The organism is Aquabacter sp., assembly GCF_965279295.1.
Classification (GTDB): domain Bacteria; phylum Pseudomonadota; class Alphaproteobacteria; order Rhizobiales; family Xanthobacteraceae; genus Aquabacter.
Window position 1 is genome coordinate 333,151 of the sequence record NZ_CBDIHQ010000013.1, and the last position, 22,208, is coordinate 355,358.

The window sequence follows — 22,208 nt, forward strand, 5'->3', positions numbered from 1 at the left end:
CGTGGCTTGGGATGGTGTTTTTAATAAGGGACACATCCCGCACAAGCTAAAGGAAGTCATTCGGGTTCAACTATCGCGGGCGGTATCTTGCACTTATTGAGGGAATGTTCGGTCTGCTTCGGCGAAGCGACAGGGACTTTCCGAGGAATTGCTCGACGAAGGCATCGATAGTTACGCCACGAGCGAGCGCTATACCGAGGCCGAGAAGATTGCGCTGCGCTATAGCGAACTGATGACGGTTAATCCGGACGCTGTGGATGACGCCTTTTTTGACGCCTTGCGCACGTATTATAGCGAGGAGGAGATTGTCGAACTCGGCCTCTTTATCGGCATGAATCTGGGCTTCCATACGTTCTTCGGCACGCTCAAATTCTATCCGTTGTTCTCACCTGATGGCCGCCTGCTGGCGCAAGAGGAGTCTGAGGAACTCTACGGAACAGGCGCCTCCTCCTTAAAGGCGAGGTCCGAAAAGTGACACAGATTTCTCCCTTACCGCTCGACACCGTGACCGACCCCGAAATGCTCGACTTGATCGCGCAGGCCCGAGACTTAGGGGTTCCGGACGATACGTTCCTCGGCGTCATCGCGCGCGCACCGGAGCAAGGCAAGCCGATCCTGAGGGCGATGGTGATGAGTCATACGCAAGGAAGCGTCGACCATTCCCTGAAGGAGATCATTCGCATTCTGCTCGCGCGGTTTGCGGACGACACATATTTCGCGTCGTTGCGATCCCGTAAGGCGCAGGAACGCGGGCTGACTGAAGAGCGCATCAACCAGGGTTGTTACGAATACGAGGATGAAACGAAGAATTTCACCGAGGCCGAGAAGTTTGCGCTTCGCTTCGCTGATTTAATGTATTTGGATGCGAACCAGATTGACAAAGCGTTTTATGACTCAATGAAAGTGCATTGGACAGAGGCGCAGATCATGGAGCTTGGGTCGTTCATCGTCATACAGTACGGCATGCAACGCTTTATGAGATCGATGCGTTCATCCGCGTCTGGTTTGCGATAGCAACTCTCGGGGTGTGCCCCGAGGCTAACGGAACAGATATGGAGAGTTCCCTGGTTCGATCCCCGAAATGAATGCGAGCGGAGAGGGTAGTGAATGGCCGGGATTAGCCCGGCCATGACAACATTATTGCGACCTTTGGCATCGGCGCTCAGGCCGCGAGCGGGAGAAGGGCGTTGCCTTCCTTCTCCAGCACGCGACGGACCGCGGGCCGTTCCAGCATTTGCCTGACCCAGCGCGATGCGTTTGGCAGGGTGTCGATGGGCAGTTCGCCGCCCTTGCCCCATCCGAGGAAAACCAGCGCATAGGGGTCGCATATTGTGTAGCTGTCGCCGGCCATCCATGTCCGCCCCTCCAGCATCCCGTCAATCTCTTGGAGAGCCTTCCAGAAGGTCTTCAGGCCCATCTCCTTAATGGAGCCAAGCGCGGCCGGATCTTCTGAGAAGCGCTCCGCGCGACGGTAGCGGGTCCAATGCGGGTGAACGCCATTGGAGAGCCACGCCACAGTCTCGATGCAGTGCGCCGCATCGATCGGATCGTCTGGCATGAGCCTCGACCGGGGGTAGACCCGTGCAAGGTAGGTCAGGATCGCCACGTTCTCGGTAATCACCCTGTCGCCCACGACCAGCGCCGGCACCTTGCCGCGGCGATTGATGGTGAGATAGTCGGGCGAGAAATTCTCTTTCTTGTCGAGGGCGATGCGGTGCGCCTCGTAGGCAATGCCCGTCTCTTCGAGCCCAATATGGGAGCCCATTGAACAGGCACCGTTTGCATAATAAAATTTCAGCATCAAACCCTCCCGTCGGCCCATGCACTAAGGCGGGGCCTTCGAACACTCATTACGGGCGCGGTTTTCAACCGCCGCCTCATAGGCGTCTCCAGCTTGAAACTTACCAGCAATCATCTGCCGAACGCCAGCCGCGGTCCGCTTGACTTAGAGGGCGGGAGGGGGCCGACGCGCCAACGTCCCGGCATCGGCAGCTAGTCGCTCTTGGGAAAGCCCCCGCTCGGTCGCGCCCTTGGCGGCGCTACCACCTGAGAAATGTTGAACCGACGCAATACCCTATCGCCGCTACTGCGGAAATGGCGAGCGGATACCAGGTTGCCACGAACAGAGGGCTGTCATCCGGGCAGTTGGCGGCATAGAAGGCGGCGGCAATGCCGCTCGCGGCAATTCCTGCAATGGCTCCGGCTCGGCCGGGATGATCGGGCGCACCCCGCCTCAAGGCGAGAAGGAGGCAGGCCAGCGGTCCTGCCGCCATAAGGGGAACCAATGTCAGGCAGTGGATCGCGTTGCCACCCATCAGCAGAGTGACCCAGGCACTTCTCTGCGTCGTTGTCAGTTCCACGGCGACTGCGATGCAAAGCATCGCGCTTATGGCAAACAAGCCCCATCCCCAGATGCCCGACGCTCCCCCAGGGCGGGCGACGCGTGCGGCGAGACCAATGCCCGCGACGGCGAGCGACAGGGTGAATGCAAACTTGAACAGAAACCGCGGCGACTCCAGCGAGGCGGCAGCGTTCGCGCGAAATCCCAAAAACAAAAAGAAGATGGCTCCGGCACTTGCTATGGCACAAACGACTGCCAGCACCAGAGTGCGACGGAGGGTCCGGTGCATCGCCGCATCTTCCGCCAGGACATTGATCAAGTTACTCGTTTTCACCGCACGTCACTCCGGTACAATGCTGCCAGTTGCTTCAGTGCTCGATGCAGCGTCACGCGAACCGTGCCCTCGGACATGTTGAGGCGGCTGGCTGTCTCGCGAGCGGTATATCCATCCACGGAAATGGCGAGAACGATGTCGCGCTGCTTTTCCTTCAATTTGCCGAGAAGGCGCTCGACGTCTTGATCAACGTGGATCTCCGTTCTGGCGTCCGCGCCAAGCGTCTCTATCACCTCTTCAATCGGCACTTCCACCCGCCCCCCACGGCGACGCAGGACGTCGACGAGCTTGTTACGCACGATGGCCGCGAGCCACGGGCCGATGGCGCGCGATGTGTCCCACGTGTCGCGTTTCAGATGAATTAGAAGAAGCACTTCCTGGACGATGTCTTCGGCGTCCCCAGTCGAAATACTGCTGCGCTCACACCCGCGATGGGCAACGGCGCGAAGATAAGGCGTCACAGAGATAAGGAATTTTCGATACGCGTTGCGATCGCCGGTTAGGGCTGAACGCATCCACGTCGCCCACTCCTCTTCGCGCGAATTACCCACACACAATCCTTATACGGTTCACGAGGTGAGTTTGTTACGGCTAAAGGGAGAAGATAATTTCAGGCGGTCTTGTACGCGCGGAAGTCGCGTCCCTTGAGGAAGCCGCTTCGCGCACGTCTGGTCACAATGGCATTCCGGCGGCCCAATCAACAGGCCAGATCAAGCGGCGGGCGCGACGACGTAACGTCACTTCACTCTGCCGTGATCCAGGTAACGAACCGGCGTCCGTCTGCGTATCTACTTGTGACGGTAGCGACGCGTCACCGCGCCAGGAGTGAAACGCCCGAATGCCGACACGCCACGTGACTATTTCAACCCGCCAATGGGATTGTTGATCCGCATGGATGATAGGCCCAGCAATGCCTTGAAAGCCCGCACTATGGCTACGCGCGCGCTCGGCCCTGGTGATCAGAACTCGACGGCCCTGACACCTCCCATCCATATCGCGACCACGTATCTGCGCGACGCCGACAACACCTACAGTTCCGGCTGTGTTTACGGACGGACCGATAACGCCTCGGTCAAATGCGCCGAAGCTCAGATTGCCGAGCTTGAGCATGCGCACGAGGCGCTGCTGTTCAGTTCCGGCATGGCTGCCGCGACGGCGGTATTCCTGGCTCTCGACCCGACGCACATCGTGGTGCCAAAGGTGATGTATTGGGGGCTTCGCGTGTGGTTGCGAGAGCTTCATCGCTACGGTCACGACTTGTCGTTCGTCGAGATGTCGGACATCGACGCAGTCCGGGCTGCAGTCTTGCCGGGAAAGACGGGTCTCGTCTGGATTGAGACGCCCAGCAACCCCCTGTGGACGATTACCGACATAGCAGCAGTCTGCGACTGCGCACGTCGTGCAGGCGCCGCGGTGTGCGCGGATTCCACCGTCGCTACGCCCGTCCTCAGTCAGCCGCTCGATCTCGGCACTGACATGGTGATGCACTCAGCGACCAAATATCTGAACGGGCATTCGGACGTAGTTGCCGGCGTGCTAGCGGCGGCACGGCCCACCGAGTTGTGGGCGCGCATCAAGGCGGCGCGTGGCCAGCACGGCGCGGTGCTGGGGTCGTTCGACGCCTGGCTGCTGACGCGCGGGCTTCGCACGCTCGATCTGCGTGTGAAGGAGCAGAGCAAGAGTGCCGCCATACTGGCCGACACTCTTGTCGGCCACCCCGCGCTTTCCGGGGTGCTTTATCCCGGGCTGAAGGACCATCCCGGCCGCCGGATCGCCGAGCAGCAGATGACCGGAGGCTTCGGCGGCATGCTGTCGATCCGGGTGAAGAAGGGGCCAAACGCCGCAATAGCCGTCGCGGCGCGGGTGAACCTCTGGCGCCGCGCAACATCGTTCGGTGGGATTGAGAGCCTCATCGAGCACCGCTCCTCCATCGAGGGGGACGGCTCGCCGTGCCCGCCGGATCTGCTGCGCCTCTCGGTGGGGCTGGAGGACCCGGATGATCTCTACCGCGATCTGTCTCACGCGCTGGACACAGTGATCTAGCCCCGAAATCCCATTTCAGGACGTGTCTCATGAAGCCCGTCGTCAAACCCGTCGCCCTTGGACTCATCTGCAAGACGCCGAGCCCCGGGAAGTCAAAGACCCGGCTTTCGCCGCCGCTGCGACCCGAGGAGTGCGCCGACATTTCCTCATGCTTCATCCAGGACATCTCGCGCACCATCGCGGGCGTGGCCGAAGCCGGACATGCGGCGGGCTGTGCGGTCTATACGCCGGCGGGGTCGGAGAGCGAGTTGCGCGCGCTGCTTCCTGATGGGTTCAATCTCGTCCTACAGGGCGGCGGGGATCTCGGCGTGCGCCTGAACAAGGGCATCCTCGATCTGCTAGAGCAAGGGCATGCCGGGGCCATTCTGGTGAATTCCGACAGCCCGACGCTGCCGCATTCCATATTGAAGGCGGCCGTAGATGCGGTGAGCGCCGGCGACAATGTGGTGCTCAGCCCGGCCATCGACGGGGGCTACGTCTTGGTCGGCCTTTCCCGGCCGCACCCGCGCCTGTTCGAGGACATCGCGTGGAGCACGGAAACGGTCTACCGGCAGACCCTTGAGCGGGCACGTGAGATCGACCTTCCGGTGGTTGTGCTTGACCCCTGGTACGATGTGGACGATGCGGCATCCTATGGAATGCTGGAGGCCGAGCTTGCTGGGACCCGGCCCGCGTTCTCCGCCCCTGATGTGCCCGCGCCGGATGCAGCGCAGACGCGCACATTCCTTCACCGCCGCCGTCCCATCGCCGCCGTATGACCCAGATGGCAGCACGCTGCGCGGTCGCGGTCATCATCCCGTGCCTCAATGAGGAAGACCCGATCGCGGACGTAGTTCGCGAAGTCAGGGCACAAAATGTCGCTGAGGTAATCGTCGTCGACAACGGTTCTGCCGATGCTACGGCTGCCCGTGCCGAGGCCGCCGGAGCGCGGGTCGTCAGCGAGCCTCAGCGCGGCTATGGGCGGGCCTGCGCGGCGGGCCTTGCAGCCGTACCGCCCGAAACTGAAATTGTGTGTTTCATGGATGGCGATGGCAGCGATGTCCCCGCATTCATTGAGCGGATCGTCAGACCAATCGCCGACGGCACCGCCGACTTCGTGATGGGATCGCGCCTGCGCGGGCATCGGGAGCGGGGAAGCTTAACCCCTCAACAGGTGGTCGCGGGGTGGCTCGCGGGACTCCTGCTCAAGACGACGTATGGTGTCAGTTTCAGCGATATGTCCCCGCTCCGGGCCATGCGGGTGGACCGACTCATCGCCCTTAACATGAGCGAAAAGACCTACGGCTGGAACCTGGAGATGCAGATGCGCGCGGCTGCCGCCGGCCTGCGCGTCGTTGAAATCCCAGTCGACCATCGCTGCCGCCGGGGCGGTAAATCGAAGGTCTCAGGAAATCTGGCCGCGGGACTGCAGGCCAGTTGGAAGATCACCAGCACCTTCATCCGCCTTGCGCGATCACTGCGCCGGGAACTCCCAAATTGAGGACGGTCATGTTTCACATTCGGAGGCGGGCATGCATGTCCTTCTGACCGGCGGCGCGGGCTTCATCGGCCGGCACGTCCTCGCGCGTCTGATCGAGCGCGGACACGATGTTCGCGTCCTGGATTCGTTGCGCGCGGACGTGCACCGGAGTAGCGAGGCATGGTGCCCGCCAGGAAGCGTCGGCCTGCACGTCGGTGATGTGCGGGATGCGACGGTGTTTGATGTTGCGCTGGGGGGCGTCGACGCGGTCATCCACCTGGCCGCAAAGGTCGGGCTGGGCGTCGATGTTGGCGACCTGCCCGACTACGCCTCCTCGAACGATGTGGGAACCGCGACGCTGCTGGCGGCCATGGCGCGCACGGGAGTCTCACGTCTGGTCCTTGCCAGCTCGATGGTGGTCTATGGAGAAGGCGTCGGGCAATGCCCCACGCACGGTGAAGTCACCCCTGCCCCGCGCTTGGAAACAGCATTGGCGGGGGGAAACTTCGAGCCGCCATGCCCCATTTGCGGGCTTAACCTTGGGACCAAGTTGGTCAGCGAAACAACGCCTTTCGATCCGCGCAACGCCTATGCCACGAGCAAGGTCGCGCAGGAATTCTACGCCGCCAATTGGGCGCGCGTAACGAGCGGTTCGGCCTCCATGATGCGCTACCATAACGTCTATGGACCCGGCATGCCGCGCGACACGCCATATGCCGGCGTTGCATCGATCTTCACCTCAGCGTTGCGCAAGGGTCAGGCGCCGAGTGTGTTCGAGGACGGCAGGCAACGGCGGGATTTCGTTCATGTGCGCGATGTCGCCTCAGCCACTGTCATGGCCTGCGAAGCATATAGGGCGGGTATAACGGCCTTCAACGTGGGGTCCGGCACCCCGCGCACGGTCGGAGAGATGGCAGAGGCGCTGGCGCGCGCCCTCAAGGGGCCCCTGCCCGTGGTCACCGGCCAGTACAGGCTCGGCGACGTCCGGCACATCACGGCGGATTCCTCCCGGCTTCGGGCCGAACTGGGCTGGCTACCCGAGGTGGAATTCGAGGACGGCATGGCGGAACTGGCCCATGCCGCAGACGTGGATGACGGGCCCGATGCCGGATCTGTTGCACCCCTGAAGCGGCAAGCCTGATGAGCCGCGCCGTCCTGATCTGCATGATCCTGTTCAGCGTTGCCACGAATGCCCTGGCGCAGATCCTGCTGCGATGGGGCGCGCGCTCGGGGCTGGGTTTCGGTGAGGGCTGGACCCCACGAGTGCTGGTCGACGTGCTTTTGCGGCCCGGGATCATCGGCGGGTTGGCCTGCTATGCCCTCAGCGTCATCGTCTGGATCACCGTCCTCAGTCGGGCAGAAGTGTCGTTCGCATACCCCTTCCTCGGGCTAGGCTTTGCCCTGGTCTCGCTGGCATCTTGGCAGTTGCTCGGCGAGCCGCAGACGCTCCAGCGCATAGCCGGAACGGCACTGGTGGTGTCAGGCGTGGTTCTGATCGCCGGTAGCTGATGGAATTCGTCCCTGCGCCTCCGGTCGGCGCGGCAGCGCAAATTCTCCCCGCAGCACTTGGGCCTCAAACATTCCGACCGCAATAGCGAGCCGCTCGTCTATCAGCGCCAGATATTCTGTCCAATCCTCCAGGCGGGAGACCGCCGAGCGTCCATCGCTGATGCCGCGCAAGCCGATTGTGGGAACCCCGAAACGCTCTGCCGCCCGCAGGACGGCAAAACTCTCCATATCGACCATGTCGGCCTCGATCGCCTCATAGGCGGGGCCTGAAATGATCGAGCCGCCGGTGGAAAGGGAGGCCGCCGGAAGGCCGGCAATGCGATGGGGAATCTCGATGGTCGCCGGGTGATCGGCGAACGGTGTCACGCCCTTTTCAAAGCCCAACGCGGACGCGTCCATGTCGCGATATCCGACGCGCGCCATCTGGTAGATTTCCGCGTGATCGAGACGCCGCGAGCCGGCGGAGCCGATCGCGAAGACGAGATCTGGAAGCCGCCCGCCGAAGGCCAGCACCGAGAGCGCATGCGCCGTCGCGGCCGCCGCCTCCACCGGCCCCACGCCGGTGATGAGCGGGTCCATGCGAGCCCGCAGGTGCGGGCCGTATTCGTGCGGGGTCGCCATCACATACAGCACCTTGAGTGTCCCGATGGCGGCGACGTGGCGGGCAATGCTGTTCATTCGCGCTCCTCAGTGCGGCGCCGAGCCGGTGGCAGTATAGATCCGCCATTGGCCGGGTTCGGTTTCCATAAGCCGGTAAGCCTCGGTGCCGGCGAACGGATCGCTGTTCCATGCGCCATCCTGGGATGTGACCAGCACGACCCGGCATCCGTAGTCACCGGCGAGCATGTCCACATCCTGCGGCGATCCATTGCCCGCGAACACGCGGATGAAGCGGTCGGACATCTCCTCGCGCTGGGCATTGGTTAGAGGCGCGAAGGCAAGGGCCATCTCGTTGCCGGCAAAGCAGGACCGGCGGTGCGCCAGCAGCGCCCAGGATATATTGACCGGCCAAGGGGTCAGGTCCTGGAACAGGAGCGGATTGCTGGCGACGCGGGCGTATGGCGGTGTGTGCCGGCGCACGGCCTGCCACACGGAAGGCGCCCGCTTGAAGGCTGCAGAGGACGCAGCCGGCTGGCCGGTGATATTGCCGGTGATGATCTTGGCACCATCCGGAAGGGCGGCAGCCACGACAGCGACAACCACCGCGCCGCGCCAGACGGCCCGCTGCGCCATCCAGCGCGAGATGCCCGCCGCCGCCGAAGCCGTAAGGACAATTATGGCAGGCAGTACGGCGCGCCATCCGAGGTCGTTGTTTTCGCCGGCGGTACTCACCAGCAGCCAACCGCATGCGAGGCTGACCAGTGCGAGAGTTCCCAGCGCCAAGGCATCGCGGGTGCGCTCCCGGTCGGCACTTTGGGAAAGGGCGCAGCGCGCAAGCGTCATGGCGCCGATCCCGAAAATGACCGGCAACTCCACTGCCAACAGAACCACCCAGTAAGCGGGAAGGTCCAACAGACGGCGGACCGCGTCAGGAAAGGCCGGTCCCAAGACATGGAACGGATCGACGAGGATTGGTGCCCCCGCGCCCCGCGCGAGTGCGGCGTGGGCCTGTGCGGAAAGCAACGGGGCTGAAACCGCTGCCGCGCCGACGGCGGCCGCAAGGCACGCGGCAAGAAACGGCAGTCGCCGGTTCGAGGGCAACGAGCCGAGCATGGTGAGCGTCACCGCGCTGCCGGCTACGGCGAAAACAATGCCGCCCACCCATATGGAACTGCCGAAGCCGGCCGCCACCACAAGGGCAAGGACAAGCGCACGGAATGGCGTTGGTCGCGTCGCCAGTCTGGCGATCAGCAGGCACGCCAGCACAGCACAGCCTGCCGCTTGCACATGGTGGGGGCTCCAAGTGATCTGGAACAGCCAGCCAGCCAAACCGCTGGAAGGCTCCAGCAAGCGGTCGACGCGGTCGGCGCCGAAAAGCATCGTGAGAGCCGGCCTGACCGAGCCCGTGCAGCAAGCGGCCAGAACGAGCACGGGCGCGATGGCACGTCCGCCGAAATTGAGCGCGAGGCCGGCCATCAGGCAGAGCGAGGCAAACGCGCTGAACCAGCTCGATGCGATATCCGCTTCCCAACCGCTTGAACCCGTCAGGAGGCCGAGCTGCGCCGCACCGAAATGCCAGAGATAATAATAGGCGACCTCTCCCCGAGCACCGCCGGCGCCGAACACCGGATTGCCCGGGGGGACGCCGCCCCGCATGATTTCATCGATCAGGGCGACCTTGGCGTGGTCGAAGATCGGCGCCGCCAGCACCACGCCGTCGGCGGTGAACTTCGGCAGGACCGCCGCAGCGGGGGCCAGCGCCAGCAGAGCCGCGGCCAGATAGATCCAGGGCGCGAGCGTGGCGCCACCCCTCATTTCCACGTCGCGAGATCCGCCAGTCAGGACGGCGGCCATGCCCGCCAGCACGGAGCCGCCGATGATTGTCAACCATGAAAAGCCGGCGCCTAGCGACAGGGCGAGGGCGAGGACATTCTGTACGGCCCAGCCGAGGGCCGGCGCGCACGGCAGCGCGAGCGTGGGGTTCAGCGCCAGGCGCCGGGCCACGAGCCATCCGACGCCGGTCCACAGAAGGAACCCGGCAATCGCACAGAAGAGGGCAGAGAGGATCGAGGCCATTGCGCTCCGGCTATTCTTTGGCGCACGCCCGACCGCCGGCCGCGATGACAGCGCACCGAAAGTCGCTCACTGGCGCGACGTTCACAGGCCGCTGAACCAGTTGAACCCCTGCTTTTCCCAGAAGCCCTGAGTATAGGTATTCGTGACCTCGATGGCCCGGATCCATTTGGGATTCTTGAAGCCAAGCTTCACTGCCGTGCGCAAACGCAGCGGAAAGCCGTAGGGGTCGGTGATCGGCTCGCCGGCATATTTGGTCGCCAGGATGGTCTGCGGGTGGAGTGCGGACGCCATGTCGATGCTTTCCATGTAGTCGTCCGCCCCGTGGAAAGCGACATACTTGGCATTCAAATCCGCACCGATGCGCGTCAGGAACTGCTTGAGGTTTGGGCCCGACCACTGGCCGATATAGTCCCATCCCTCGACGCAGATGTGCTTGATGATCTCTTCCTGCTCGGGCAGCGCATATATCTGCTCCAGGCTCCAGGACCGCTTGTCCTGGATGAGGCCGGAGAGTTCCAGCTTCCAGTCGGCGGCATCCACCGGCTTGACGTCCTCGATTTCGTAGTACGCGTTGAAGCGCGGCGGTTTGACCACCTGCGAGGGAGAATAGGTGGGGGCAAGCTTGTTGGGGTCGAACAGCAGGGCCTGAACCCCGTCGTTGAAGTCAGAAACCTTCAGCAGCACCTTCTGCACGGCATCGATATCCTTCACGTCACAGCCGGCCAGGAAGGACAGCGCCCCCAGGCTGAGCGTGCCGCGAAGCAGCTTTCGGCGGTCGATATCATCGACCAGCTTGCGGTGCTCGGTGAGCACACTCTGGTCAAGGCCACGCAGCGGCCGGAAGATCGAGGAACGCGGGCGGAACGGCATGATGCCCCCTTACAGGTTCGAGGCAGGGGGAGGGGCATCAGCCGTGCGGACATGACTGGTACCGACGCGTGGGCCGCCGGTGAACATGGCGAGAATGGTCTTCGGAACCAGCAGTGCCAGCGAAACGTGGACCAGCAGGAACAGGACGATCGCCGCCATCCCGATGAAGTGTGCGAGGCGCGCACCCTGAAAATTATAGAATAGGTTTATGAGAAAGGAGAACTGGACGGGTTTCCAGATGGCGAGGCCCGATATCACCTGAACGATTATGACCCATATGATGCCGACATAGAGCGTCTTTTGCACCGCATTGTAATGAGTGAGATCGGTGTGCTTGAGCCTGAATTTAAGCGCTGCGATCGCTTCGCGGATTACCTCCCTCGGTCGGATGGGAAGCAGCATGCGGCCGAACCGCCCCGAGATGAGCCCATAAGCCAAATAGGCCAAGCCGTTCAGCATAAGGATCCACATGCCGAAGAAGTGCCATTGCAGCCCGTTCTGCGCCCATCGACCCAGAACGATCTCCTCGGGAAAAAGCAATAATCCGAATATCACTTCATCATTGTAGATCTTCCATCCGCTCATGATCATGATGATCATCGCGACGGCATTGGTCCAATGCATGATTCGAATAGCAATCGGGTGCATTTTTGGCGTAAGTCGAGCCGATTTTTCTTCATTTATGAGGCTCATCGGATAATATCCTGATTTATGTAATATATTTCTCTACATTTACTTGACTTACTATTTAATATTGCCACTTCTATCGCCTTGATGAGGCCATAAGCCTCGCCAGAGGAGCCTTCCATGCGCCCCACCAACCCGGCCGTTCTGATAGCTCTCGCTCTGCTGGCGACGATCCATGCTCCGGCCAGCGCCCAGGAGGCCGGGCCGCGTCGCGCGGAGGGCGGCGCGCATAGTCAGGCGGAAGTACCGGCGCCGGACAATCTCACCCCCGAGGAGCGCATGAACGGGCGCTTTCCGCAGAACGTCCGCGTCGGCGATCTGTTGGGCCTGCCGCTGCTGGATCTCAACGACCGCACCCTCGGCCATGTGGAGAAGGTGGTGCGCACGCCCCAGGGCAAGATCCTGCTGATGACCAGCTATGGCGGCTGGTTCGGCTATGGTGGCCGTCCGGTGCCGGTTCCCATCGAGGCCGTCGCCATTCTCGCGCGCCAGATCGCCCTTCTGGACATCCCGCGCGAAGACCTGCCTCGTCTCGCGACCGGAAGCGGAAGCGGCGACACGGTGATCCCGCCGGATACGACCATCAAGATCGCCATCACCCGGCGCTGAGGGCGCACCCATGCGGGGCGTCATACCCCGCGCCCCTCGATGCCGGCAATGAAGGCGGTCACCTGGCCAGGAGTCTGGAACGAGGCCGCGTGGACTGCCATTTCACGGCCGGCCACGAGCGCCTTACGCTCGCAAGCGGCTCGCACGACCTCGTCGGTAATGGTCTCGAATTCCGGGATGTGGGCGAGGCCGAGGATGCGGCGGAGCATTTCGATGCCCGCAAATCCAATGGTGTCCCGCCATATCTCGCCGAGCAAGCCCTGCAGCGCCAGCGCCGCCCCGACCCCATCGCCTTGATCCTCCAACAATTCTCGCCCGCCTAGGATGCCGGTGCGCTCCTGGTGCCAAAGCTGCGAGAATTCTGCGGCGAACGTGCTCCAGATGTCCTCGGCCAAAGTCAGTATCCATGCACGATAGGCATCGGCTTCGGCAGCATCGGCGCGGTGGCCGGCCTGGGCGAAATATGCCATCCAGAGGTTGCCTAGCAGCGCCCCGATATCGAAGCCAAATGGGCCATAAGTCGCGAATTCGGCGTCGATGACCCGTGTGTCCACATCAGAGACCATCACCGAGCCGGTGTGCATGTCGCCGTGCAGCAGCGTCTGCGCCGCCGTGCAGAACCTTGCCTTCAGCGCCAGCGCCGAGAGCTTCAGGTCGCGATCGGCGCGGATGTTCCCGACTTCTGCATCGAGTCCCGCCGTATGGCGGTTGCGCGGGCAAGCCCAGAACGGATCGGTGAACACCAGATCTTCGGTTATTCCGCACAGCTCCACGTTGCCGGAAAACAGCGCGACATCGGCCTTGCGCCGTGCTGCGTCCATGGCCAAATCCGAGCCGCGGAACAACGTGCGGCCCAGATAGCGCCCGAGATGCCCACCTAGCCCCGGCAGCACCGTGCCTGCAATCAGGCTCTTGCGCAGGATGATGTGGGGGGAAAGGTACTCCATGATTTGGAGCGCCTGGGTCTCATCGAAAAAATACCGTTCCGGCAATCGGCCGGGATCTCGGGCGCCAAGGCGTACCGAGGCATGGTGCTCGAAATAGGCGCGCTGCAATGACATCGGCCAGCTTTCGCCCACCACGCGGCAATACGGCAGCGCCTGCTTGACGACCACCGAGCCACCGGCGCCCTTGACGATGAAGACTAGATTGAGATTGCCATCTCCGACCTCGTGCACGCGCCAGCCCGTGGACGCGCCAAGGCGTTCGACCATTTGCGGAAGATTTGCCAGCCGCGTGTGCAGCGTCTCGCTGCACAGCGCTTCGTAAGCATTTCTCGCCAGCATGCAGCCTCCCGATCATTGCTCGCTAAGGAGGGATACGGAGGACGGGGCGAGTTTGTTACACTTCACACGGGTTCGTGAAGGTAGCATAACTCAAAAGTTTTGAGACGCTTGCGACGTTCAGCAATCGCAATGGCTTAAGCGTCTCGTTTCTTAGTCTCGAAAGTCTCGCGCTTCTGGCGGCTTAAGCAGGCGCCACCGCCTGCGCTGACCCAAAGCGGCCCTCCCGGCACGGCGTTTCGAACGGCCGCTTCGCGCCGCCGTTTCGGTCATTCAGGCTGAAAGCGGCGGCGCCCGAAAGCGGACATAGTCACTCTGAAATTCTCACGACTTCGAGATAGTTCGAATCGTTCCGGGCGCCCCAGCGTTGATGAAACTGACAACTACGTCTCCGCCGGGGAGCCATGATTTCGCAGCCAGCAACCGCACCCAAATTCTAGTACCGCGACCAAGTTGGAAATTTCACTGCGCCGCTGGGGATACAGTCAGCAACCGTATTTGGATGAAAATGGATGGATAATCGAACGGCGTGTTGGTTGGTCCTCCCTTATGACTTTGATCCAGTATCCGTCATTGTAGATGCAGATATTCGCCGCAGCCTGGGTAGCGGCTCTCTGCGTAGGGCGAACCGTCCATCCGAGTTGTAGCCCGTCCGCCGATTGCTGCAGTAAAATTACGTTGCCAGACGAGCGATGGCTGCGAACGCGACGATCGCTCCGCAACCGAGCAAAGCCGAAACGCGCAAGGATACGCCTCACGTGTGATCCATCAGATCGTCGACTGTTTTGGCCTTGATGTGTCGAGCTGGGTCCGGCCCGGAGGCGAGCGCGCTGAAGCGCTCTTCTCCACGTTCGAGCAGGAAGCAGATGGACCAGGCGCATTCGGGGCCATGGCGGCGTAACTCAAACGAAATGGCTTCCGGAAAACCCGCTGCGGTTCAACGTTGCTGCGCATTCCGCAATGAGGCCGGGGAACCTACATTTCCGGTGCGACCTTATGGTTGGCCATAAGCTCTAATGCCCGCACCAGTGCCGAATGATCCCAAGCCGCGCCGCCATGAGCTGAGCACGCGCTGAACAACTGCTGGGCGATTGCTGTGGCCGGCAGCGTCATCTGCAGTTGGCGGGCTCCGGCAAGGGCGAGGTTGAGATCCTTCTGATGGAGCTCGATGCGGAATCCCGGGGTGAAGGTGCGCTTGACCATACGCTCGCCATGGACCTCCAGGATGCGCGAATTGGCGAAGCCACCCATCAGAGCCTGGCGCACCTTTGCCGGATCCGCACCGGCTTTCGAGGCGAAAAGCAGCGCTTCGCCCACGGCTTGGATGGTCAGCGCGACGATGATCTGATTGGCGATCTTGGTTGTCTGCCCGTCGCCATTTCCACCGACCAACGTGATGTTCTTGCCCATGAGTTCGAAGAGGGGCCTCACCTTCTCGAACGCTTCCTCCGGTCCACCGACCATGATGGTGAGTGAGGCTCCCTTGGCGCCGACTTCACCTCCGGACACCGGGGCATCGAGATAATCGCAGCCGATAGCATTGATCTTCGATGCAAAATCCTTCGTCTCGACGGGGGCGATCGAACTCATGTCGACGACGATCTTGCCCGCCGAAAGGCCGGCGGCGATGCCGCCCTCTCCGAACAGTACCCGGGCGACATCCGGCGTATCCGGAACCATGATAAAGATGACGTCGGCACTGCGCGCGACCTCCTCCGCGCTGGCGCAGGCGATCACCCCGGCCTCCTTCAGGGGCTGAGGCACGCCACTGCGTGAATGGGCGTGGAGCGCATGTCCGGCGGCGGCGAGGTGACCCGCCATCGGAGCACCCATGATCCCGAGGCCGACAAATCCAACTTTCATGTTCGTTCTCGCTTGTCCTTGGAAGGTATTTCCGACGAACCGCCAGCGGCGCCGGAATCCGCCACCGCCGGGGCTGCCGGCGGTCTGATCAATGACTGCCCAATAGTGCCGGCAGGCCGAGGCTGAAGGCCGGGACGAGCGTGATCAGCGCCAGCACCACGATCTGGAGCGCCAGCATGGGCCATAGCTCGCGATTCAGCTCGGACATGGAGACCTTGGCCACCAACGCGGTGATGAACAGCAGCCCGCCCACCGGCGGCGTGATCATGCCGATGGTGAGGTTGACGATCACGATGATGGCGAAGTGCGTCGGGTCGATGCCAAGCGAAGCCGCCATGGGGGCGAGGATGGGCGCCAGCACCATCACCGCCGGCAAAGGCTCGATGAAGATGCCGAACAACAGCAGAAAGATGTTGATGACCAGCAGGAACCCCAGCGGCGGCAGGCCGAGCCCGCCGATCCATTGCGAGAGCATCTGGGGCACCTGCACCACGGTCAGCACCCAGGCGAAGGCCGAGGACATGGCGACGATGAGCAGCACCGCCGCCGAGAGGAAGGCCGCCCGCGCCAGGATCGCCGGCAGCATGGCGAGAGTGAGCGTCCGGTAGATGAGGAAGCCGCAGGCGAGCGCGTAGAACACCGCCGCCACGGACGCCTCCGTGGGGGTGAAGACCCCGCCATGCACGCCGCCGACGATGAGCGCCGGCAGCAGCAATGCCGGCAGCGCCCGCCATCCCTGATGGAGGATGGTCTGGAGCGTGGGCGCCGAGCCCTCGGCCCGGAAATGGCGGCGCCGGCTTGCCCAGAAATTATAGAGCACCAGCGAGCCGGAGATCATCAGGCCCGGAATGATCCCCGCCAGGAACAGGTTGAGGATAGAGACACTCTCATCTTGCAGTGCATAGATGATCATGATGATAGAGGGCGGGATGATGGGCCCGACCACGGAAGCGGTGGCGGTGAGCGCCGCCGCATAGGCGGCCGGGTAGCCGGACTGGCGCATCATGCGGATAAGGATGGCGCCAGGCCCGGCCGCATCCGCCAGCGCCGAGCCGCTGATACCGGAGAAGAAGGTGATGGTGAGGATGTTGGTGTAGCCGAGCCCGCCGCGCTTATGACCCACCAGCATGGCGGCGAAACGCAGCAGAACTTCCGCCAGGGCGCCGCTGGTCATCAGCTCGGCGGCCAGGAGAAAGAAGGGGATGGCCATGAGGGGGAAGCTGTCCGCCCCCGCCAGCAGCTTCTGCGCCACCGCAACCGGCGGCAGCCCCTGGGCGAGCACCGCCAGCAGCGTGGACATGCCGAGCGCGAAGGCGATGGGCATGCCAAGGATGATGAGGGCGGTGAGCCCGCCGAAGAGCACGCCGGCAATCATAGGGAGGCCGCCTGTTCAGGATCGAGGTCGGCGGAGGTCTCAAGGCGCGCCTCCGTTATGAAGCCTCCGGCCACCGCGCAGAGGTGCCAGAGCGCCAGCGCGAAGCCCACCGGCACTGCGCCGGCGACGAAGCTGAAGGGGATCTCCGTGATGGCCGTGGACTGCACCCAGGTGCGCCCCGCATAGACCACGCCCAGATGGATAAAATAGGCGATGAAGGCGGCCAGCAACACAACGATGGTTATCCGCACAATCCGCGCCGCCGCGGGCGGAACCTTCTGCTGGAGCGTGTCCACTGCCATGTGGCCGCCGAGCCGCAGCACCGGGCCGATGCCGAGGAAAGTCATCCACAGCATCAGGTAGCGGCTCACTTCCTCGGCCCACACGAGGCCGTCATGGCGATATAGCGCAGCAGCACGTTGGCGAAGATCAGCACCGCCATGAGGGCGAGCGCGATGATCATGAGCGCGCGGTTGACCGCGAGCACCGTCCGGTCAAGGCGGCGCAGGAGAGAGCGATTCTGCGCCTCGGCCGTCAAGGCCGGCACATCCATGGCTCCGTTGTTCATTTCACCTCCTGGATCTGCTGGATGGCGCTGGCACCGAACTGCTTGCCGAACTCCGCGAAGGTGGGCGCCAGCGCCTTCTGGAACGCGGCCGTGTCGACCGGTTCGATGACGGTCATGCCGCGCTGCTTGAGGGTGGCGATGCCGGAGGTCTCGTCCTCGTCCACCCGTGCCCGGTTCGCCTTCACCGCCTCTTTGGCGGCCTCGATGAACATGGCCTGGTCCGCCTTGGGCAAGGCGTCGAAGGTCGCCTTGTTCATGATGATGACGGCGGCGGAATAAGCGTGGCGGCTGATGGAGAGATACTTTTGAACCTGGTCGAACTTGTTGGAGATGATGATGGAGAGCGGGTTTTCCTGGCCATCCACGGTGCCCTGCTGGAGGGCGGTGAACACCTCGGTGATGGGCATGGGGGTGGGCGCGGCACCAAGCGCCCGGAAGGCGGCGATGTGGATGGGGTTCTCCTGCGTCCGCAGCTTCAACCCCTTCAGGTCCGCCGGCTCCTTCACGGGCTTGTTTGAGGTGATGTTTCGGAAGCCGTTCTCGCCCCAGACGAGCGCCACCATGCCCTTCTTCGGAAAGTCCTGGAGCAGCTTGTCGCCGATGGGTCCATCCAGCACCGCGCGGGCGTGGGCGTAGTCGCGGAACAGGAAGGGGATGTCGAGAATCTTCGTCTCCGGCACGAAGCTGGGCAGCGCCGCCGTGGTGGCGAAGGCCAGTTCGTGGGTGCCGAGTTGCACCGCCTCGATCTGCTCGCGCTCGTTGCCCAGGGCGCCGGAATAGAAGGTGAGGATCTTGTATTTGCCCCCGCTCTTCTCGTTCACCGCCTTGGCGAAGGCATCGATGCCGGCTCCGAGCTGGGAAGTCTGAGGCAGGGCGATGGAGATGCGCATGTCCTTCTGCGCGGCGGCGGGGGTGGCGAGCGCCGACAAAGCGAGGGCGGCCGCGATGAGGAAGCGAGGGTGCGAGACGGATTTCATGGCGAGGTCTCCTGCGGGCCGATTTCAGGTCTGGGGAACGAGCGGGGCCGGGGCGGGGGCGCCGGGCAGCAGGCCATAGGGCCGCGCCCATTGCAGGCCCTCCAGCGTCGTGGTGAGGGGCTTGTATTCGCAACCGATCCAGCCGGCGTAGCCGAGGCGGTCGATGAGCTCGAACAGGAAAGGATAGTTAATCTCGCCTCGGTCCGGCTCGTTGCGGCCAGGAACGCCGGCAATCTGGATATGCTGAAGCAACGGCATGGTCTGTTGCAGCGTTTCGGCAAGATTCCCGTCGGTGAGTTGCATGTGATAGACGTCGAGGTGTAGCCGGAGATTGTCGCGCCCCACCTTTTCGATAATCCGCACGGCGTCGCGGGTGTGATTCAGGAAGAAGCCGCGCATGCCGTAGGTGGTATAGGTCTCCCCACCGACGATGAGGTCGCGCCCGCCATTGATGGGCTCAATGACGGCGGTGATGCCGTGGGCGGCGAAGCGGTCCGCGGCATAGCGCAGATTGTCCACGAAGGTGGTCTCCGCCGCCTCGCGGCTGATGCCGGGGGGTACGACGCCCGCGATGGCGTGCACCGTGTCGCAGCCGAGCGCGCTGCAATAGGCGATGGTGGTTTCCAGCGCCTGGCGAAACTCCTCCTCCCGTCCCGGCAGCGCCGCGATGCCCCGCTCGCCCGCGTCCCAATCGCCGGGCGTGGTATCCATGAGCACCATGGAGAGTTTGTTCTGCGTGAGCCGAGCCGCGAGCACTTCCGCTGGGAAGCCGTAGGGCACTTGGAACTCGACGCCTTTGAAGCCGGCCTGGGCGGCGGCGGCGAAGCGATCGAGGAACGGCATCTCGTTGAACATGTAGTGGAGGTTGGCAGCGAACTTCGGCATGGCATCCTTCTCTGGCGAGGTGCACCGACGTCCCTGGAGCGCGCACGGTGGACGTTTCATCGCCCCTCCCTGCGAGAAGCGTGCCACGATAGTAGACCAATCTGCGTAAATGATACTATAGGAGAATTCTGCGCATGACGAAAACGCGACCGTCTCTCTGCACACAAAATGCTCGCATCATGCGAGCAAATGATCGCATTTTAAGCTCGATCGCGGAGCGTCCACCCACGCAACGAGCGATCCTCCAAAATCTCCGATAGGAGAATTCGGCCCTCAGCGGTCCTGACTGCGGAATAATGCCAGCCAGTGAGAGGCCTCTGCGTCCACGACATCAGATCAGCCGCCAGACCCGCCTTGTGTGAAAGCGGAATATGGCGGGCGGCGACCTGCCGCCACCCGCCCGCAGAAATCTAGCTCCGAGCTAGCGTGGGATACCCAATATTGGGCGTTTCCTGCGTCATTGGCGCGCCTTTCCCATGCGCATCGCCGATAGCGCCGAGACCACGGCCAACGCGGCGAGATAGAAGCCCACCATTCGTGCGTTGCCGAAACTCGCTACGATGCCGGTGGCAATCACCGGAGCAAAGCCACCGGCCAATGCGCTGGCGAGGCTTACACCCAAGGATATCCCGCTGTAGCGCAGCTCCGGCGGAAATTGGGAGGAATACAAGGCGGGCTGGGTGCCGAAGATAAAGGGATAGATGCATCCGAGCGGCACAATCAGAGCAATCGCCACAAGCGTCGGATCGCCCGTCTCGATCAGGGCGAACATCGGAATGGCTACGGCCGCAAGCGCGATACAGCCGAGAACGTAGACACGGCGTGCGCCAAACCGATCGCCCATAGCGCCAGCCAGGGGCATGAGCAGGAACGACAGAGCCGCACCCGCTAGGACCATGTTCAGCACGGCGGACCGCGGTATAGAAATGTGCGTTGAGACATAGGACACAAGATAGACCGTGACGAGAAAGAACAGCGTAACTTCTCCGACCTTTCCACCCGCAGCCAGAAGCACCTGCTTCCAGTGATTGCGAAGCAGGACTGTGAATGGGATCTTCACCAACTTGCCGGTCGTGCGGCTTTTCTCAAATTCTGGGGACTCCGATATCTGCCAACGCATCACGATACCGAAGACGACCAGAACTGCGCTGGCGAGAAACGGCAGTCGCCACCCATAGGCCAGAAAATCTGCCTCCGGAAGTTGGCTGGTCAGCGCGAAGGCGCCGAGGGAAAGCAGGACTCCACCGGGCACACCGAGCTGAGGAAAGCTGCCGAACAGGCCTCGCTTGCCAGTTGGCGCATGTTCGACGGCCATGAGGACCGCTCCACCCCACTCGCCGCCCAATGCAAAGCCCTGGATTATACGCAGCACCACCAAACAAATGGGCGCCCACACTCCAATGGAATTGTAGGTCGGAAGCAGCCCGATCAAGACGGTAGGTGCGCCCATCAGAAGCAGGCTGAGCATCAGCATCGACTTACGACCAAGGCGATCGCCGAAATGACCAAATACGATGCTGCCGACGGGGCGTGCGAGGAGCCCGACCGCGAAGGTTAGGAGCGAGGCGAGCGTGCCGACGGCGGGGTCTGAAGCCGGAAAGAACAGCTTGCCGAACACGAGTGCAGCCGCGGTGCCGTAGATATAGAAATCATACCATTCGATGATGGAGCCGATCGCCGTAGAGATCAGCACCCATCGGCGCATTCTGGCTTTTGGACGATCTTCCACTGGCTGGGCTAGGTCTGAAACAGCGTCGACCGGATAAGTCATCAAGAAGCTCCTTCACTTGAGGGAGCAGCGGGCTATGCAAGATGGATTCCACCTTATGTGCCAAATTGGTAATATCGTAGAAATTACCGGATAGACACGCTCGTCGGCGAACCGGCGCCGCCCCGCTATCTGGCGGCTGTGCTGTCCACCACGATGAAAAATTCCACATCGTCGTCGGTAGAGTTATGAAACTCGTGCTTCACATGACCGTGGTAGAAAAGCGATGCCCCTTGCGGCACGGTGAACCGTTGGTTGTCAACGACGACGTCGAGAATGCCACGACTCACAAAAAGGTATTCTTCAACGCCGTGATGGTGCGGCGGAAAGGAAACCTGCGATTTCGCAGGGAGGCTGTTCAAGGCAAAATCCACTGACCGATCAGGGAATAGTGGGGAAAGGGAGCGCCGTTCCAAGCCGGATTCGGGATCGCGGAAGATCGGCTGATCGACCGGATATAGCAGCGTCGGCGCTCGCGTATGGTAGCCACCGACGAGCACCGACAATCCGGTGCCCAGGCCCGCCGCCAGCTTGCCAAGCACGGTCGCCGTCGGGGTCGCAACTCCACGCTCGATCTTTGAAATCATCGCCCGACTGACCCCGCAGCGCTCACTGAGGGCATCGAGCGTAAAGCCCCGCTCCTTTCGCATACGGCGCAGATTATCTGCCAACAAAGGCCCGACGGACGTCGTCGAGAAATCCGGCCGAGTTTGCGGCCGGCGAAACAAAGCAACCATCGCTCCAACTTTCAAACAGGTCTATCAGCGAACCGAATCTCGGCGCACCAGCTCGCCGGCAGGCGATGTGTCGCCCTGACACTAGTGTATTCAGCCCGTTGAAGGGGTTCAATGCCTTGCCATCTCCCGTTAGGGGTGGTTTCCACGAGACGTCTTGCCCGTCGCGCGAGCGGCGAGAGCGTGATTGCGGGCGCCGGCCCAGAAGGTGACATCGTGAAGCGCGC

Annotated in this window: 24 protein-coding genes; 8 read left to right on the plus strand and 16 right to left on the minus strand. The window is 62.5% G+C overall.

The genetic code is table 11. The features are described 5' to 3' along the window. The first annotated feature begins 148 nt into the window (after positions 1 to 148). Positions 149 to 475, plus strand: a complete 327-nt coding sequence (locus tag ADADO0_RS08395; RefSeq protein WP_511304668.1) for a carboxymuconolactone decarboxylase family protein — start codon at positions 149 to 151, stop codon at positions 473 to 475. Then, positions 472 to 1,014, plus strand: a complete 543-nt coding sequence (locus ADADO0_RS08400; protein WP_511304669.1) for a carboxymuconolactone decarboxylase family protein — start codon at positions 472 to 474, stop codon at positions 1,012 to 1,014. Before ADADO0_RS08395 ends, ADADO0_RS08400 begins: the two co-directional genes overlap by 4 nt. A 148-nt stretch (positions 1,015 to 1,162) precedes the next feature. Here ADADO0_RS08400 and ADADO0_RS08405 read toward each other — a convergent pair whose 3' ends face one another. From ADADO0_RS08405 to ADADO0_RS08415, 3 genes are all read right to left on the minus strand, one after another. Next, a complete protein-coding gene (locus ADADO0_RS08405; protein ID WP_511304670.1) occupies positions 1,163 to 1,801 on the minus strand; it encodes a glutathione S-transferase family protein in 639 nt (212 codons plus the stop codon). Between the two features lie 238 nt (positions 1,802 to 2,039). Beyond that, on the minus strand, positions 2,040 to 2,660 hold the full coding sequence (locus tag ADADO0_RS08410) for an NrsF family protein (protein WP_511304671.1): 621 nt from the start codon (positions 2,658 to 2,660) through the stop codon (positions 2,040 to 2,042). Positions 2,661 to 2,671: 11 nt separating this feature from the next. Beyond that, positions 2,672 to 3,226 (minus strand): sigma-70 family RNA polymerase sigma factor, encoded by a 555-nt coding sequence (locus tag ADADO0_RS08415; protein WP_511304672.1) that lies wholly within the window; start codon positions 3,224 to 3,226, stop codon positions 2,672 to 2,674. 379 nt (positions 3,227 to 3,605) lie between these two features. Here ADADO0_RS08415 and ADADO0_RS08420 point away from each other — a divergent pair, with 379 nt between their 5' ends. From ADADO0_RS08420 to ADADO0_RS08440, 5 genes are read left to right on the plus strand one after another with little or no spacing between them, the layout of a single operon-like run. Continuing rightward, the gene (locus ADADO0_RS08420) at positions 3,606 to 4,718 is read left to right on the plus strand and encodes a trans-sulfuration enzyme family protein (protein WP_511304673.1); all 1,113 of its coding nucleotides are present in this window, start codon (positions 3,606 to 3,608) and stop codon (positions 4,716 to 4,718) included. 29 nt (positions 4,719 to 4,747) lie between these two features. Further along, a complete protein-coding gene (locus ADADO0_RS08425; protein WP_511304674.1) occupies positions 4,748 to 5,476 on the plus strand; it encodes a TIGR04282 family arsenosugar biosynthesis glycosyltransferase in 729 nt (242 codons plus the stop codon). Then, on the plus strand, positions 5,473 to 6,198 hold the full coding sequence (locus tag ADADO0_RS08430) for a glycosyltransferase family 2 protein (RefSeq protein WP_511304675.1): 726 nt from the start codon (positions 5,473 to 5,475) through the stop codon (positions 6,196 to 6,198). Before ADADO0_RS08425 ends, ADADO0_RS08430 begins: the two co-directional genes overlap by 4 nt. Positions 6,199 to 6,229: 31 nt before the next feature. After that, complete coding sequence (locus ADADO0_RS08435; RefSeq protein ID WP_511304676.1) at positions 6,230 to 7,318, plus strand: NAD-dependent epimerase/dehydratase family protein; 1,089 nt, start codon at positions 6,230 to 6,232, stop codon at positions 7,316 to 7,318. Next, a complete protein-coding gene (locus ADADO0_RS08440; protein ID WP_511304677.1) occupies positions 7,318 to 7,686 on the plus strand; it encodes a DMT family transporter in 369 nt (122 codons plus the stop codon). Before ADADO0_RS08435 ends, ADADO0_RS08440 begins: the two co-directional genes overlap by 1 nt. On the opposite strand, the gene ADADO0_RS08445 is transcribed toward ADADO0_RS08440, so the two are convergent. The 4 genes from ADADO0_RS08445 to ADADO0_RS08460 all read right to left on the minus strand — a co-directional run bounded on the left by ADADO0_RS08445 (position 7,657) and on the right by ADADO0_RS08460 (position 11,925). Next, entirely contained in the window at positions 7,657 to 8,355 is a 699-nt protein-coding gene (locus tag ADADO0_RS08445) for a 5'-methylthioadenosine/S-adenosylhomocysteine nucleosidase (RefSeq protein WP_511304796.1), read from the minus strand. The two genes, ADADO0_RS08440 and ADADO0_RS08445, sit on opposite strands and share 30 nt — an antisense overlap. 18 nt (positions 8,356 to 8,373) lie before the next feature. Then, on the minus strand, positions 8,374 to 10,362 hold the full coding sequence (locus tag ADADO0_RS08450; RefSeq protein WP_511304678.1) for a hypothetical protein: 1,989 nt from the start codon (positions 10,360 to 10,362) through the stop codon (positions 8,374 to 8,376). An 81-nt stretch (positions 10,363 to 10,443) separates the two neighbouring features. Continuing rightward, the gene (locus ADADO0_RS08455) at positions 10,444 to 11,232 is read right to left on the minus strand and encodes a molybdopterin-dependent oxidoreductase (protein ID WP_511304679.1); all 789 of its coding nucleotides are present in this window, start codon (positions 11,230 to 11,232) and stop codon (positions 10,444 to 10,446) included. Positions 11,233 to 11,241: 9 nt separating this feature from the next. Continuing rightward, on the minus strand, positions 11,242 to 11,925 hold the full coding sequence (locus ADADO0_RS08460; RefSeq protein WP_511304680.1) for a cytochrome b/b6 domain-containing protein: 684 nt from the start codon (positions 11,923 to 11,925) through the stop codon (positions 11,242 to 11,244). A gap of 114 nt (positions 11,926 to 12,039) precedes the next feature. On the opposite strand from ADADO0_RS08460, the gene ADADO0_RS08465 reads away from it, so the two are divergent. Continuing rightward, positions 12,040 to 12,528, plus strand: a complete 489-nt coding sequence (locus tag ADADO0_RS08465) for a PRC-barrel domain-containing protein (protein WP_511304681.1) — start codon at positions 12,040 to 12,042, stop codon at positions 12,526 to 12,528. A 20-nt stretch (positions 12,529 to 12,548) separates the two neighbouring features. Here ADADO0_RS08465 and mtnK read toward each other — a convergent pair whose 3' ends face one another. The 9 genes from mtnK to ADADO0_RS08510 all read right to left on the minus strand — a co-directional run bounded on the left by mtnK (position 12,549) and on the right by ADADO0_RS08510 (position 21,999). Beyond that, the gene (gene mtnK, locus ADADO0_RS08470; RefSeq protein WP_511304682.1) at positions 12,549 to 13,814 is read right to left on the minus strand and encodes an S-methyl-5-thioribose kinase; all 1,266 of its coding nucleotides are present in this window, start codon (positions 13,812 to 13,814) and stop codon (positions 12,549 to 12,551) included. Positions 13,815 to 14,786: 972 nt separating this feature from the next. Beyond that, positions 14,787 to 15,767, minus strand: a complete 981-nt coding sequence (locus tag ADADO0_RS08475; protein WP_511304797.1) for a 2-hydroxy-3-oxopropionate reductase — start codon at positions 15,765 to 15,767, stop codon at positions 14,787 to 14,789. Continuing rightward, positions 15,763 to 17,049 carry a TRAP transporter large permease gene (locus ADADO0_RS08480; RefSeq protein WP_511304683.1) on the minus strand — a complete coding sequence of 429 codons (1,287 nt, stop codon included), beginning with the start codon at positions 17,047 to 17,049 and terminating at the stop codon, positions 15,763 to 15,765. The genes ADADO0_RS08475 and ADADO0_RS08480 overlap by 5 nt, the downstream gene beginning before the upstream one ends. Next, positions 17,046 to 17,435: a TRAP transporter small permease gene (locus tag ADADO0_RS08485; protein WP_511304684.1), complete on the minus strand. Its 390-nt coding sequence runs from the start codon at positions 17,433 to 17,435 to the stop codon at positions 17,046 to 17,048. The genes ADADO0_RS08480 and ADADO0_RS08485 overlap by 4 nt, the downstream gene beginning before the upstream one ends. Further along, positions 17,417 to 17,617: a hypothetical protein gene (locus ADADO0_RS08490; protein ID WP_511304685.1), complete on the minus strand. Its 201-nt coding sequence runs from the start codon at positions 17,615 to 17,617 to the stop codon at positions 17,417 to 17,419. Before ADADO0_RS08490 ends, ADADO0_RS08485 begins: the two co-directional genes overlap by 19 nt. Continuing rightward, entirely contained in the window at positions 17,614 to 18,594 is a 981-nt protein-coding gene (locus ADADO0_RS08495) for a TRAP transporter substrate-binding protein (protein ID WP_511304686.1), read from the minus strand. Before ADADO0_RS08495 ends, ADADO0_RS08490 begins: the two co-directional genes overlap by 4 nt. A gap of 24 nt (positions 18,595 to 18,618) precedes the next feature. After that, positions 18,619 to 19,479: a 2-oxo-tetronate isomerase gene (otnI, locus tag ADADO0_RS08500; protein WP_511304687.1), complete on the minus strand. Its 861-nt coding sequence runs from the start codon at positions 19,477 to 19,479 to the stop codon at positions 18,619 to 18,621. A gap of 457 nt (positions 19,480 to 19,936) precedes the next feature. Beyond that, on the minus strand, positions 19,937 to 21,250 hold the full coding sequence (locus ADADO0_RS08505; RefSeq protein WP_511304688.1) for an MFS transporter: 1,314 nt from the start codon (positions 21,248 to 21,250) through the stop codon (positions 19,937 to 19,939). Between the two features lie 125 nt (positions 21,251 to 21,375). Beyond that, positions 21,376 to 21,999 carry a helix-turn-helix domain-containing protein gene (locus ADADO0_RS08510; RefSeq protein ID WP_511304689.1) on the minus strand — a complete coding sequence of 208 codons (624 nt, stop codon included), beginning with the start codon at positions 21,997 to 21,999 and terminating at the stop codon, positions 21,376 to 21,378. Positions 22,000 to 22,208: the final 209 nt, after the last annotated feature.